General features: G+C 58.5%; 11 protein-coding genes. 7 read left to right on the forward strand and 4 right to left on the reverse strand.

Annotated features, from left to right (window positions below; genetic code table 11):
* The first annotated feature begins 50 nt into the window (after window positions 1-50).
* Entirely contained in the window at window positions 51-1,739 is a 1,689-nt protein-coding gene (locus tag IEW18_RS12795; protein WP_188558254.1) for an ABC1 kinase family protein, read from the forward strand.
* Between the two features lie 13 nt (window positions 1,740-1,752).
* Here the strand turns inward: IEW18_RS12795 and IEW18_RS12800 are convergent, their stop codons facing one another.
* Together IEW18_RS12800 and IEW18_RS12805 are read right to left on the reverse strand one after the other, a co-directional pair.
* On the reverse strand, window positions 1,753-2,751 hold the full coding sequence (locus IEW18_RS12800; protein ID WP_188558255.1) for a porin family protein: 999 nt from the start codon (window positions 2,749-2,751) through the stop codon (window positions 1,753-1,755).
* Between the two features lie 365 nt (window positions 2,752-3,116).
* Window positions 3,117-4,853: a phospho-sugar mutase gene (locus IEW18_RS12805; protein WP_188558256.1), complete on the reverse strand. Its 1,737-nt coding sequence runs from the start codon at window positions 4,851-4,853 to the stop codon at window positions 3,117-3,119.
* A 431-nt stretch (window positions 4,854-5,284) separates the two neighbouring features.
* On the opposite strand from IEW18_RS12805, the gene IEW18_RS12810 reads away from it, so the two are divergent.
* Window positions 5,285-6,592 carry an APC family permease gene (locus tag IEW18_RS12810; RefSeq protein ID WP_188558257.1) on the forward strand — a complete coding sequence of 436 codons (1,308 nt, stop codon included), beginning with the start codon at window positions 5,285-5,287 and terminating at the stop codon, window positions 6,590-6,592.
* Window positions 6,593-6,878: 286 nt separating this feature from the next.
* A complete protein-coding gene (locus IEW18_RS12815) occupies window positions 6,879-8,048 on the forward strand; it encodes an LLM class flavin-dependent oxidoreductase (RefSeq protein ID WP_188558258.1) in 1,170 nt (389 codons plus the stop codon).
* Between the two features lie 249 nt (window positions 8,049-8,297).
* Here IEW18_RS12815 and hppD read toward each other — a convergent pair whose 3' ends face one another.
* Window positions 8,298-9,431: a 4-hydroxyphenylpyruvate dioxygenase gene (gene hppD, locus IEW18_RS12820; protein WP_188558259.1), complete on the reverse strand. Its 1,134-nt coding sequence runs from the start codon at window positions 9,429-9,431 to the stop codon at window positions 8,298-8,300.
* Between the two features lie 262 nt (window positions 9,432-9,693).
* Between hppD and IEW18_RS12825 the strand changes: the two genes are divergently transcribed.
* The 4 genes from IEW18_RS12825 to IEW18_RS12840 all read left to right on the forward strand — a co-directional run bounded on the left by IEW18_RS12825 (window position 9,694) and on the right by IEW18_RS12840 (window position 11,953).
* Complete coding sequence (locus IEW18_RS12825) at window positions 9,694-10,080, forward strand: hypothetical protein (RefSeq protein WP_188558260.1); 387 nt, start codon at window positions 9,694-9,696, stop codon at window positions 10,078-10,080.
* 104 nt (window positions 10,081-10,184) lie between these two features.
* Window positions 10,185-10,535 (forward strand): DUF952 domain-containing protein, encoded by a 351-nt coding sequence (locus IEW18_RS12830; RefSeq protein ID WP_188558261.1) that lies wholly within the window; start codon window positions 10,185-10,187, stop codon window positions 10,533-10,535.
* 104 nt (window positions 10,536-10,639) lie between these two features.
* Complete coding sequence (locus IEW18_RS12835; RefSeq protein WP_188558262.1) at window positions 10,640-11,410, forward strand: hypothetical protein; 771 nt, start codon at window positions 10,640-10,642, stop codon at window positions 11,408-11,410.
* Between the two features lie 186 nt (window positions 11,411-11,596).
* Window positions 11,597-11,953, forward strand: coding sequence for a DUF952 domain-containing protein (locus tag IEW18_RS12840; RefSeq protein WP_188558263.1), 357 nt, complete (start codon window positions 11,597-11,599; stop codon window positions 11,951-11,953).
* Window positions 11,954-12,034: 81 nt separating this feature from the next.
* Here the strand turns inward: IEW18_RS12840 and IEW18_RS12845 are convergent, their stop codons facing one another.
* Window positions 12,035-13,933, reverse strand: a complete 1,899-nt coding sequence (locus IEW18_RS12845) for an ABC-F family ATP-binding cassette domain-containing protein (RefSeq protein ID WP_188558264.1) — start codon at window positions 13,931-13,933, stop codon at window positions 12,035-12,037.
* Between the last annotated feature and the right edge of the window lie 90 nt (window positions 13,934-14,023).

Raw genomic sequence — 14,023 nt, forward strand, 5'->3', positions numbered from 1 at the left:
GCGGTGGCAGCGGGCTGTGGTAGCTGCCGGGCTTGCTCACTCTGCGCTTCATGTTTAAAAACACCATTTCCAACCTCACGCGCATCCGGCAGGTAGCCGAGGTGCTGATTCGCTACGGTTTTGAGGATGTGGTAACCAGCACGGCCCTGCGGCGGCTAGTGCCGCCAAGTCGACGCCGCTCGTGGCAGGAAGGGGAGCAGGCCGTGTTTGAAACCACGCGCTGGCAGCGTATCCGCATGATTATCGAGGAGCTGGGGCCCACCTTCATCAAGCTGGCCCAGGCCCTGAGCAACCGCGCCGACTTGCTACCCCAGCCCCTTATCGATGAGTTTGAGAAACTGCAAAGCAACGTGCCGCCGTTTCCGGTAGCCCAGGCCCGCCGCATTATTGAGCAGGAGCTGGGCCGCCCCTTGGAGGAAGTGTTCACGGAGTTTGATGAGGTGCCGCTGGGCTCGGCCAGCATCGGGCAGGTGCACGGGGCCCGCTTGCTGTCCGGCGAGCGGGTAGTAGTGAAGGTGCAGCGCCCCGACGTGCAGGAAAAAGTACGCACTGATTTGAGTTTGCTCCACGAGTTGGTCCGTCTGACGGCCCCGTTTCTGCGCCGCCAGGGCTTGAATAACCCCCAGGACATCGTCGATGCCTTCGAGCGCAGCATGACCAAGGAGTTGGATTACACCTCCGAGGCCCGCAGTATGGAGCAGTTCCGCAAGCTCTACGAGGACTATGATACGTTCTACATCCCGCGCCCCTACCGGGAGCTAAGCACCAACCGCATCCTGGTAATTGAGTTCGTGAGCGGCTGCAAAATTACCGATAAGCCCCAACTGCTAGAGTGGGGCATGAGTCCGGAGAAAGTGGCCGAAACGGGTATGGACATCTACCTGACCCAGATTTTTGAATTTGGCGCTTTCCACGCCGATCCGCACCCCGGCAACGTACTGGTGCGCCCTGATGGTACGTTGGTACTCATCGACTTTGGCATGGTAGGCCGCCTGACCAAGCAGCAGAAATATGCTTTTGCGGGCGTGTTCATTGGCATGGCCCGCCAGGATCCGCGCAGCATGGCCCTAAACTTCCGCCGCTTAGCCCTGACTTCGGAAATACCCGACATGCGCGCCTTCGAGGCCGACCTAGCCCAGCTCATTGAGGACTTTGCTACCCTCGATGTCAAGGAAATGAGTATGTCGGACCTGGCTGACTCCCTGCAGGGCGTCATTTACCGCTACAAGCTGCAGGTACCGGGCGCTGTTTTCCTGATTCTGCGGGCCCTCGTGATTCTGGAAGGCATTGGTAAGGTGCTGCACCCGCGCTTTAACACTTTCGAGTTTGTGCGGCCCTACGGCACGCGCATCATCGCCGAACAGTACTCGGCCGAAAACATCCAGAACGAAGCCCTCTACACCGGTACGCAACTGCTGGCCCTGCTGCAAACCCTGCCGACCGATGTGCGCCAGATCATGCGCAAAATTTCCCGTGGCGACCTGCGGGTGCGCGTGGAGCTGAGCGGTTACCAACTGCTGCTGCGCAAAGCTGACCAGCTAGTAAGCCGGGGCATTCTGGCGGCCGTAGCCGTAGCCATGATTGTGTTTGCCGGCCTGAGTTTGCTGGGCCATTACCCTGCGTCCATGCCCTACCACCGCGGCCTGCCGGTGATTACCTGGTACAGCTTGGGGGTAGCGGCCTTCCTGCTGCTGATCCTATTTATCCTGGGCACCAAGAACGAGCGGCGTGGGGAGTAGGAGAGGAGGCAAGTTAGAATGCTAAGCCTATGTCAAAACGTAGCGCGGTGTACTGCGGGGTATAATACACATAATTACCATAGCGCATCCGGTCGTAGCGCACCTCTAGGCTTAGTTCGGGTAGGGAATTCCGCTTTATAACTGCGCCAACCCCAGCTGCTAAACCATAACCAGCATTTTGGGAAGTTACTATAGCCCTTCTTGTATTATTTGAAGGCATAGTCTTACTATCGTTGATTTCTACTGATCTATTCTTGAGATTCTTGCTGTAAAGGAAACCGCCGTTAACAAAAGGACGGATAACGCCATTTCCTGCTGTGTAACGCAGTAACAGTGGAATCTGGAGTTGGCTATAGTCTACCGACAAACTACGGGTGTTGCCGTAAAAGTCAGGCAGAGCGGTAGAGCGATACATGCTCTGCAAGGTTTGGTAGGTAGCCTCCAAAATTAATGAAGTCCTAGTTTTGTTGGATAGTTGCAAAAATATCCCGCCCTGATAGCCAACTGACTGCTCTTGCTTTTCAGGGTTGGGCTCAAACGAAAGAGAAAAGTCACCCGTATTCATGCCCGCTTTTATACCATAAGCCATCCGCAAACCCACAGCGCTTTTTACTAGACGACTGGGTTGCTCAGGTTTGGTACAGGCGTTGTAATCTAGAACTAGCTTTGTTAAGCCCTGATATTTAATGGGGTAGCGACGAATGGATTGGTTCGTGCCAAAAGCAATACTAGAGCAGCCTGAAAGCAACCTGTGAAAGGTAAGCTGAGCAGTTTGGGGAGGTATTTCCAACAAGTATGCAGTGTCAGGAACCTGAAGGAAAAAGCGTTTATCACCTTGAGCATTGACCCCTGAATACAAACTTACAGGGCCGGCCACTAGCGGGGTAACAAACTGTGGCTTGCCATGAGCACTAACTATTTGGCTCCGTCCAATTACCCCTTCCTTATCGCCGAAGCTACTAATTTCAGTTGGACCGAACGTACGGTTACTTCCGGCTTGGCGCAGTTTCACAGTTCTTTTGCTGGTAAGCAGCAAATTCCCACGTAGTGTGTCCCCGGCTGTTGTTACTACATAATCCTGAGGGTTATGCTGAGCTAAGACAGTGGTACTTGTAGCCAGTAAGGCTATTATCAAAGAGTAAAATTTCACGAAATAAGGAGCGGCTAAAGCTGAAGAAACTAGGAAATGTATATTGCTTAAAGAAGCTTGCTTTTGCGATTAGAATAAAAAATAGTTAGTAAAGCAGCAGATTGTCAGTGGCTTACTATTGATTCTGTGACAGCAAAAGATATAATCAAGAAGCAGAAATACGGGTTGCAAAAAGCCTGAGCTACATAACTCAGGCTTTTTGCACACAATACTACTTGAAGTCGAGCTTATTTCAGCTGCATATCATCAATAATGGCCTGGATTTTCTCGCCGGCGAGGCGGTTGGCCAGGTCAAAGTCGACGGCGGAGGCCAGGGGCTGGCGGACGCTGAAGTAGAACTTGATTTTGGGCTCGGTGCCGCTGGGGCGGGCCGAGATTTTGCTGCCGTCTTCCAGAATGAACTGGAGCACGTTGGAGCTTTCCAGGCCGGTTTCGGTTTCGAGGCCCGTGCGCAGGTCGCGGATGCGGCCGGTTTTGTAGTCGCGCAGCTCCACCACGGGCTGGCCGGCAATGGTGCGGGGCGGGTTGGCGCGCAGCCCGGCCATCATTTCCTGAATTTCCTCGGCTCCGCGCTGACCCTTCTTGGTCAGGGAAATCAGGTGCTCCTTGTAGAAGCCGTAGGTGACGTACATGTGCACCATCTCCTCATACAAGGTGTGGCCGTGGTCCTTGGCAACGGCAGCCATTTCCGCCAGCATAGCGCAGGCCGAAATAGCGTCCTTGTCGCGCACGAAGGAGCCAATCATGTAGCCGTAGCTTTCCTCGCCGCCCCCAATGTAGTTCTGCTGGCCTTCCAGGTCGCGGATGATGCCGGCAATGTACTTGAAGCCCGTCAGCGTCTGGTAGGCCTTCACGTTGTTGGCGCGGGCAATATCGCCCAGTACGTCGCTGGTCACAATGGTGTACACGATGAAGTCCTGCTCGGTCATCTTGCCGGCCTGTTTGCGGGCCGAGAGGAGGTAGTGCGTGAGCAGCGCGGCGGTTTGGTTGCCGTTCACCAGCACCCACTCGCCTTTGTTGTCCTTCACGGCAATGCCCACGCGGTCCGAGTCGGGGTCGGTAGCCAGCACGAGGTCGGCGTCGAGGGCTTTGGCCTGGTCCAGGGCCATCTGCATGGCTACTTTCTCTTCGGGGTTCGGCGACTGTACCGTGGGGAAGTTGCCGTCGGGCGTGGCCTGGGCCTCTACTACATGCACGTTGGTGAAGCCGAGCTGGGCCAAGCCCTTGGGCACCAGTGTGATACCCGTGCCGTGCAGGGGCGTGTATACAATCTTCAGATCATGCTGGCGCTGAATGGCGGCGGGGTTAATGCTCAGCTCCTTCACCTTGGCCAGGTAGGCGGCGTCTAGTTCGGCCCCAATCAGGTGAATGCGCGCGGGGTCGGGCTGGAAGCGCACCTCGCTTACCGACTGAATGGCTTCCACCTCCCGGATGATGTTCTTGTCGTGCGGGGCCACTACCTGGGCGCCGTCGTTCCAGTACACCTTGAAGCCGTTGTACTCCTTGGGATTGTGCGAGGCCGTCACCACGCAGCCGCTCTGGCAGCCCAACTGGCGGATGGCAAACGACAGCTCGGGGGTAGGGCGCAGGGCCTCGAACAGGTACACCGTAATGCCGTTGGCCGAGAAGATGTCGGCGGCAATGCGGGCAAACTCGGGGCTGTTGTTGCGCGAGTCGTGGGCAATGGCCACTTTAATTTCCTGGCCAGGGAAGCTCTGGAGCAGGTAGTTGCTCAGGCCCTGGGTCGCCATGCCCAGGGTGTAGCGGTTCATGCGGTTGGAGCCGGGCCCCATGATGCCGCGCAGGCCGCCGGTACCAAACTCCAGGTTGCGGTAGAACGCGTCGGAAAGGAAATCCTCCTGATTTTCCGCCAGCATCTGGCGAATGGCCGACTGGGTTTCGGTGTCGTAGCTACCCGTCAGCCAGGTATTGATTTTCTCGTGAATGTCAGGCGTCAGGGCCATACGCGGGGAGATTTGAACGGTAGGAAGTCGAATAACGGGAGTAAAGAAAACAGGTTTCCGGTGGTGTTGGGCATAGATAATCAAACTTCCCGCGGAAAGCACCCCGCAGCCAGTAGTTGGTTCCTGGCTAGAAATAGTTGAAAGCGAGCAAGTTAACAAACCAGGCTGCGCGCCGGCCCAGGGGTAGGAGCCCTAGCCGGAGCCTGCCACCAGCAGATTCCCTGCCCCTGCCGGAGGCGCCCGGCCCTCATCTTGCCCGGGAAAGCCGAAGAACTATCTTTGCCGCCGCTGCCCGTTTGGGAGTTGTTGCCGCATGATGCTAGCCGAGTTGCCTGGAAACCGCCCGTGTTGTCGCCCCCCCCGCGACTTGCTGACACCCCGTGCCCGCGGCTACCCGCCGCCCGTTTCCTTCCGCCTTCCTGCGCTGCTGCATGACTTCCTCTACTCTGGCTACCTCGCCCGCGGGCCTGGTGCGCGGCATTCGCCGCTGGGACTTTGTCGCCCTCATCATCAACATCACCATTGGGGCCGGCATTCTGGGGCTGCCCTCCAAGCTCTACGCCCTGGTAGGCGCCTACAGTTTGGTCGCCTACGGGGTGAGTGCGGCCATTGTCACGCTCATCATTCTGTGCTTTGCCGAGGTCAGCAGCCGGTTCAATGGCACGGGCGGGCCCTACCTCTACGCCCGCGAGGCCTTTGGGCCGCTCGTGGGGTTTGAGGTCGGGTGGCTGTTGTGGATTTCGCGGCTGGCCAGCTTTGCCTCCATTTGCAACCTGCTGGTGAGCTACGCGGCCTACTTCTGGCCGGCGGTGGGGGCGGGGCTACCTCGGTTTACCCTGATGGCCGGACTGATTGTAGGGCTTACCGCCATCAACTGGGTAGGCGTGCGCACGGCCTCGCTCGTGAACAACCTGTTTACCGTGAGCAAGCTGGTGGTGCTGGGCCTGTTTACGGGGGTAGGGCTATTCTTCGTCGATTGGCAGGCCTTCTCGTTTGCCGTGCCGCCTACCTACGTCAGCTTCTCCAGCGCGGCGCTGCTGCTCATCTTCACCTTTTCGGGGTTTGATGTGGCCGCCATTCCGGCCGGCGAGATTCAGCAGCCCCAGCGCACGGTGCCGTTTGCCTTGTTTACGGCCATTGCCACGGTCGCGGGCTTGTTTGGGCTGGTGCAGGTGGTGTGCATTGGTACGCTGCCGGGCCTGGCCTCCTCGGAGCGGCCCCTGGCCGATGCCAGCCAGCAGTTCCTCGGGCCGGCCGGCGGCGCTTTTATTGCGGTGGCTGCCCTGCTCACGGCCCTGGGCACCCTCAATGCCCTCATGCTGACGGGGCCGCGCCTCTTGTTTGCCTTGGCCGAGCAAGGGCAGATTCCGGCGGTGTTTGGCCGCCTGCACCCGCGCTACCACACGCCCTCCGTGGCCCTGCTGGTATCGGCGGCCCTGAAGCTGGTGCTGGCCGTGTCGGGCACGTTCATCTACGCCCTGACCTTGAGCACCATCATCCGCCTGGCCTATTTCGCCCTGACCTGCGCCGCCCTACCCGTGCTGCGCCGCCGAAACCCGGCGCAGCCCGCGCCCTTCCGGGTGTGGGGTGGGGTAGTGGTGGCCGGGCTCTGCGTGCTGCTCTGCCTCTGGCTGCTCTCCAACAGCGCCGCCACTGAAGCCCGCGACGTAGGCATTGCCGCGGTAGTCGGGCTGGGGTTATACTTTCTGTCCCGGAAAAGCAAAGCGTCGATTAGCTGATGGCACTGATAATCTTTGGTTTCAACAAAACCCGTTGTCATGCTTCATCTTGCGTCCGCGCAGCCGGAGGCGTAGTCGAAGCATCTCTACCTCTGGCTAATTAACCAGGGTAGCAACGACACTCGCTCCATAGCCCAGGGTTTAAACCCTGGGCTAGTGAACACGAAGCGGTAGAGATGCTTCGCAGGGCTCAGCATGACAACGAGTTTTACGGTTACTATCGGCTCCGCTTAACAACGGTTTATTATCCGACACCCCTCTTACACATCAGTCCTACCCACATAGAATGCCTCTTTCCCTTCCCATCACTACCGTACCCATCCGGACTCCGGAGCGAGTGGCGGAAATTTCCTGGTTTGATGACCTCTGCAGCGGCGACACCCAGTACCTGAGCGTACTTGATGGCGCTTACCGCAGCTCCTGGGCCCACTGCCGCGACATTGTGCTGAAATCGGAGCAGCTGGGTTACTCCAATATTCTGCTGCCTACCTCCTACACCGTGGGGCAGGATGTCATGACGTTTGCCGCGGGCATGGCGCCCCAAACCTCACGCATCAACCTGCTCACGGCCATCCGAACCGGCGAAATTCACCCGCCCATGCTGGCCCGGGCCCTGGCCTCCCTCGACCACATGCTGGAGGGCCGCCTGACCATCAACATCATCAACTCCGACCTGCCCGGCCTGCGCGAGGACCCGGCCCTGCGCTACCAGCGCTGCGCTGAAACCATCGAAATTCTGCGCCAGGCCTGGACCCAGGAGCGCATTGTGCACCGGGGCGAGCTGTACCAGTTCGATATGCCTTCCGACCCGGCCAAGCCCTACCAGCAAAACGGCGGCCCGCTGCTTTACTTCGGCGGCACCTCGGAGGGCGCCCGGGAGGTATGTGCCCAGTACTGCGACATGTTCCTGATGTGGCCCGAAACCGAGGAAATGCTCTATGAAACCATGCAGGATATGAGCGCCCGCGCCGCCCGCCACGGCCGCCAGATCGACTTTGGGTTGCGCATCCACGTCATCGTGCGCGAAACCGAGGATGAGGCCCGGGCTTACGCCAAAAAGCTCATGTCGAAGTTTGACCCGGTGAAAGGCGCCGAAATCAAGAGCCGCGCCCAGGATTCGTGGTCGTTGGGAGTGCACCGCCAAAACCAGCTGCGCGAGCACGCCGATATGGAAGGCTTCGTGGAGCCCCTGCTCTGGACCGACATCGGCAAGGCCCGCTCCGGGGCCGGCGGCGCCCTGGTCGGCAACCCCGACCAGATTGTAGAAAAGCTGCAGCGCTATATGGATATGGGCTTCCGGGCCTTCATCTTCTCCGGCTACCCCCTGCTGGATGAGGCCGACTACTTTGCCCGCTACGTGCTGCCGCGCCTGCCCAACATCAGCATGCCCGATTACCAGGGTCGCCGCCCCGCCACTACCCCCGTCACGCCCCTAACTACTGCGCCGCTGAAGTAGGGGTAGGAGGAAATGAAGATAAGAGAAAGGCCAGAATAAGGTAGAGACGCAAAATTTTGCGTCTCCCGTCAGCCCGATATCACCGGGTTAAACAACCTCAGCGAGCGACGAGACGCAAAATCTTGCGTCTCTACCCCCAACGTCAGCACGCGAGATGTCTCGACAAGCCCGACATGACGGCCTGGTACAAAGCAAAAGGCCCGACGCTGCTAGCAGCGTCGGGCCTTTTCTTTTACTCAAACCAGCGGGTTACAGGTTGCCGCGTAGGGCTTGTTCCCGCTCAATGGCTTCGAACAGAGCCTTGAAGTTGCCTTTGCCGAAGCTTTTAGCGCCTTTGCGCTGGATTATTTCGTAGAATACGGTGGGGCGGTCCTCCACGGGTTTGGTGAAGATTTGCAGCAGGTAGCCTTCCTCGTCGCGGTCCACGAGCAGGTTCAGGGCCTTGATGCTTTCCAGGTCTTCGTCGATGGCGCCGATACGGTCCAGCAGGTCCTCGTAGTAAGTAGCGGGCACGGTCAGGAACTCCACGCCGCGGCGGCGCAGCTCCGTAACGGTGGCCCGGATGTCGTTGGTGGCAATGGCAATGTGCTGGACCCCGGGCGAGTGGTAGTAGTCGAGGTACTCCTCAATCTGCGACTTTTTCTTGCCTTCGGCGGGCTCGTTGATGGGGAACTTCACGTAGCCGTTGCCATTGCTGACCACCTTGCTCATCAGGGCCGAATATTCCGTGCTGATGTCATCGTCGTCGAAGGTCAGCAGCAGCTTAAAGCCCATCACGTCCTCGTAGAACTTCACCCACTGGTTCATTTCGCCCCAGCCCACGTTGCCTACGCAGTGGTCCACGTGCAGCAAACCCACCGATTGGCCCTGCGGTACGGTGCCGGTTTTGGCCACGAAGCCGGGCATAAAGGCGCCGCGGTAGTTGCTGCGCTCCACGAAGGTGTGAATGGTTTCGCCGTAGGTGTAAATGCCCGCCAGCGTCACGGAGCCGTTTTCGTCCTCAATGGTATAGGGCTCGAAGGCGGGCTTGGCGCCGCGCTTGGTCGTTTCTTCGAAGGATTTGCGCGCATCATCTACCCACAGGGCCATGACCTTCACGCCGTCGCCGTGCTGGGCTACGTGGCGCGTGATGTCGGAGTCGGGCAGCAGGGAAGTAGTCAGCACGAAGCGGATTTTGTTTTGCTGCAGCACGTAGCTGGCCCGGTCGCGCACGCCGGTTTCGGGACCGGCGTAGGCCACCAGCTCAAAGCCAAACGCAGCCTGGTAGTAGTAGGCCGACTGCTTGGCATTGCCGACGTAGAACTCGACGTAATCGGTGCCGTTGAGGGGGAGGAAGTCCTGAGCGGGGTGGGCCTGAACGGCCGGGGAGGTCATCGTTTCCATGGGCGGAACGGATTGGGTAGCGGGTGGATGGGGTTACTTGGGTAAAAATACTGGTTTAGGTGAAATCATTCCCTTTCCGCCAAATACAGCGGGCAATGGCGCAGTAGGGGGCGCGGCGGCAAACGTTAAAACTCGGGTTTAGAGACGATGAGCTACATCCGGTTAGGACATTCTTCGTAGAATTGGGACGAAAGCCGGATTCCTTATACGAAACTGCCGAATCCTCTTCACCTTTGTAGCCTTAACCCATTGCTTTACCCTTATGAATTCGGAAGAGCTGAACCGCGCCCTCGTGGCCCTCATCGAGAAGAAAGCCGAGCTGCATAAGCTCACGTATGATGATGCCCGCTACGATGACGTAGAAGAAGAGCTGCATGATCTGGAAGACGACTTCAATGATGAATATGGCTCTTTCCTGGAAGCGGCCTTAGAAAAAGTACATACCGACCTAGGCTCCGACACCGATGTGCTGCTGCCTACCGCCTACCTGCCCGCCAACACCAGCGGCACGCCCTCGCCCAAGGAAGGCGTCTGGATTGACTCCGAGAAATACTCTGGTAAAGAAGCCCGCCTCACGCTGGTGCCGAACCCCACGCGCCTGGTTCTCACGGTAGGTAAAGCCGTGCAGCAGGAAGTCTGGAAAGCGTAATGGGCTCGAATTAAACACGAGGAATAAAAAATTGGCCGTTCTGTGCTCCCGTTAGGACTCTAGAACGGCCAATTTTTTATTCCTCATGTTTTAACTGATTACCCATGCTATACCGCATTGCCGAACCCGCCGATTGGCTGCAGGCCCAACAAACGGACTTTTTCGCCAGCCCTGACTTAGCAGCCGAAGGGTTTATCCATTGCTCAGAGCGCCACCAGATTCTGGCTACGGCCCGCCGCTACTACTCCGGCCGCACAGATGTATGGTTGCTGGAATGGGATGAGGCAGCCCTAGTGGCGGCAGGAGTACGCATAGAGCGAGAATGGGTAGCAAGCCGGCTGCAGCACTTCGCGCACGTGTTTGGGCCTGTGCCCCAAGCTGCACTGCGGCGGGTATGGGCGCTGCGGCCAGATGCGGCCGGCGCGTTTCAGCTCCCCCCGGAACTTCAGGAGTAAGAGTTGGAATTATTGTTGCTACTAGAAAATACTATATAGGAAGAAGGTGATTTTTGCTTTCGACTTTCCCTTATTCGCCTCCATGAGTCTACCTTTTTACTTCTATGCGTATTCCATCGTTATGTATCCGCTGCGGGCTACCCGCGCTGCTTAGCCTGCTACTCTTGGCCTGCGGCTCCACTTCCTTTCTGAGCGTAGCGCCCCGGCAGCCGAATGGCCCCTGGGTTAACGGGCATCCTACCAGCTTTATCCGCCACCCCGACAGCGTACAGGTGCGCACCGGCTTTATTCGCTCAGAGCCTACAGAGCTGGTATTTGAAACAGAAATTACCAATACTTCCGACCGGCCCGTGCTGGTCGCTCCCGAAACGTTTTACCTGCTGCTACTGCCCCCCGACTCAACGGCCGAGGCCGCTATGGCCAAAGGAATCTTTGCCAGCCGCGTGCCCGCTCTTGACCCCGAAGTGCAGCTGCAAGGGCTTCGGGCCAAGCTGGATAAAGAAGCTGATAAGGCTACGGGCGTCAGCTGGTTTGAAATTCTGACCAGCGCTACCCACATTGCCGAGGATGTAGCCAGCATCAACAAAAAGGAAACCGCCGAGCAGGCCGCCGAGCGCGACTACCGCCACCAGAGTGACGAGGCGTATTTTGATGAGCAGCGCGAGCACCACGCCCAGAAAGCCGACTACCTCTACAGCCAGCACGAAAACCTCTCGTCCGTGGTTCTGCGCAAAACCACCCTGGAGCCCGGACAGCGCGTGCGGGGCCACGTGTACTTCCCGCGTAAGGACTACGCCAAGCGGCTGCGGCTGGTCGTGTTCTTCGATGAGCGGCCCGTGCAGTTCGAGTACACCCAAACCATGCAGCAGCAGTAGTAAACATAGCTGAAGGTAGTGGCCCAGCGTGGCGGTAAGGGTGCCCGCAGCGGCTTGCCTGAGCAGGCAACCGGCGCGGCGTGCGGCTGGCGGCTGGTAACTACCTAAAAACAAACCGGACGGTAGCTCCTGTGGTTATGCTTGCCAAGAAGCGTCATTGCCAGAACATATTGCTGTTGAACTAACGTGCATTTCTTTTACCGCGTCACGGAAGCAGAGTGCTGGCTTGCTGCGCAGAAAACGGGTTTTTTTGTCAGCCCCGACCTTTTAGTTACCGGCTTTATTCATGCCTCACCCCAGCAGCAGGTGCTGACTACCGCGGGCCTGTACTTTGCCGCGGCGGCGGAGGTTCTGGCCCTGGAAATTGATATGGCGCTGCTACAGGCTGCTGCTGTTGAGGTAGCGCTTGTCTGGCGAGGGGAGCGGGAAGCGACGTTTGCGCACATTCACGGCCCTATTCCCGTCAGTGCCGTGCGGCGGGTACTTAAGTTGCAAAGCAATGCAACCGGGCAATTCAGTTTTTGCCCAGAGTCAGCGCCCTAAGCGTTGCGGCCCCGTTACCTCTCTCCGGCCCTAAAAACAAAGCCCCGCCTCTCGTTGAAGCGGGGCTTACGGGTTAACTGCTTACACGAACTCGGCTAGCTCCAGCCACCGCTCCCCTTTGCTGTCCAGGTCGGCGTCGGTGCGCTTGAGCTGGGCGGCCCAGTCGGCTAGCTCCTGGTGGGAGCCGGTGCCGGAGTTGAGCTTTTCAATGAGCTGCTGTTTAGTAACTTCCAGTTGCTCTAGCTCTTTTTCCAGCGTTTCGTATTCCTTTTTCTCGGCGAAGGTAGCCTTGCGCTTGGCGGCGGCCGGTGCCGCCACGGGCGCCGGCGGTGCGGCCACCGGTGCCGCCGACACCGTGCCTTTGGGCGGGCGGGCCGCCGTTTCGGCGTCCTGCTCTTTCTGCCATTCGCGGTAGTCGGTGTAGTTGCCAGGGAACTGCCGAATTTTTCCGCCCGGCTCCAGGGCAAACACCTGCTCCACCAGCGCATCCATGAAGTACCGGTCGTGCGAGACGATGATCAGGCAACCCTGGAAGTTGAGCAGAAAGTCTTCCAGAATGTTCAGGGTGATGATGTCTAGGTCGTTGGTCGGTTCGTCCAGAATCAGGAAGTTCGGATTCTTGATGAGCACGCGCAGCAGCTGCAAGCGGCGCTTTTCGCCCCCGCTGAGCTTGCTGACCAAGGTGTACTGCTGGGCCGGCGGAAACTGGAAGTGCTGCAGAAACTGCGAGGCCGTGACCTGGCTGCCGTCGGCCATTTCCACTACCTCGGCCACTTCCTTCACAATGTCAATGACCCGCTGCGAAGGGTCGAAGTCCAGCTCCGTTTGGGTGTAGTAGCCGAACACGGTCGTCTGGCCGGCATCGACTACCCCCGAGTCGGGCTGAAGCTGGCCGGTGAGCATGTTTAGCAAGGTTGACTTGCCGGCACCGTTGGGGCCTACCAAGCCAATCCGGTCCTTTTTCTTGAACACGTAGCTGAAATCATCCAGCACCACCTTGCCGCCGAACTGCTTGTGCAGGTGTTCCACCTCAATGATTTTGCCGCCCTGGCGGGTGGTTTTCACCGACAGCTCCATTTCCGGGCCTTTCACGCGGCCCTTGGCTTTTTCCTGAGTATCGTAGAAAGCGTCGATGCGGGCCTTTTGCTTGGTGCCGCGGGCCTGGGGTTGGCGGCGCATCCACTCCAGCTCCTTACGCAGCAGGTTGCGGGCCTTTTCCACCTCGGCGGTTTCCATCTGCTCCCGGTCGGCTTTTTTCTCCACGAAATAGGAGTAGTTGCCCTGGTAGCGGTGGGCGCGGCCCTGGTCCAGCTCCACAATTTCGTTGGCCACCTTGTCCAGGAAGTACCGGTCGTGAGTTACCATCAGCAGGGTGAGGGCAGGGGAGGCCAGCCGGTTTTCCAGCCACTCAATGGTCGCCAGGTCCAGGTGGTTGGTCGGCTCGTCGAGGATGAGCACATCGGGCTCCTCAATCAGTACGCGGGCCAGGGCCACGCGCTTGCGCTGCCCGCCCGAGAGCTTGCTGACGGGCCGCTCCAGCAAATCACCCAGGATGCCCAGGCGCCCCAGAATTTGCTTTACCTGCGCGTCGTAGTCCCAGGCGTTATACGTGTCCATCAGCTCCATAACCCGTTGCAGGTCGTTGGCGGAATGGTTGGGGTCGTTGACGACGTGCTCGTAGTCGCGGATGGCAGCCAGGGTATCGTTTTGGCTGGCAAAAATGGTTTGCTCCACGTTCAGCGACTCATCGAACACTGGCTGTTGCCCCAGAAAGGACACCCGAATGTCTTTGCGCACGCTCACCTCCCCCGTATCGGGAGGCTCCAGGCCGGCCAGAATACGCAGCAGGGTGGTTTTGCCCGAGCCATTGATGCCCACCAGCGCCACGCGTTGCCCCTGTTGCAACCCGAAGTTCAATTCCCGGAACAGCCACCGGTCGGCGTAATTTTTCGAAAGATTCTCAGCAGAAAGCAGATTCATAGCCGCAAAGGTACGACCGGTGAGGTGGTGAAATGGTGAAATTGTGAATTTGTAACTGAGTAAAGTCGTGTCATGGTGAGGAGCAGCCAA

The organism is Hymenobacter glacieicola (assembly GCF_014640315.1).
GTDB lineage: Bacteria > Bacteroidota > Bacteroidia > Cytophagales > Hymenobacteraceae > Hymenobacter > Hymenobacter glacieicola.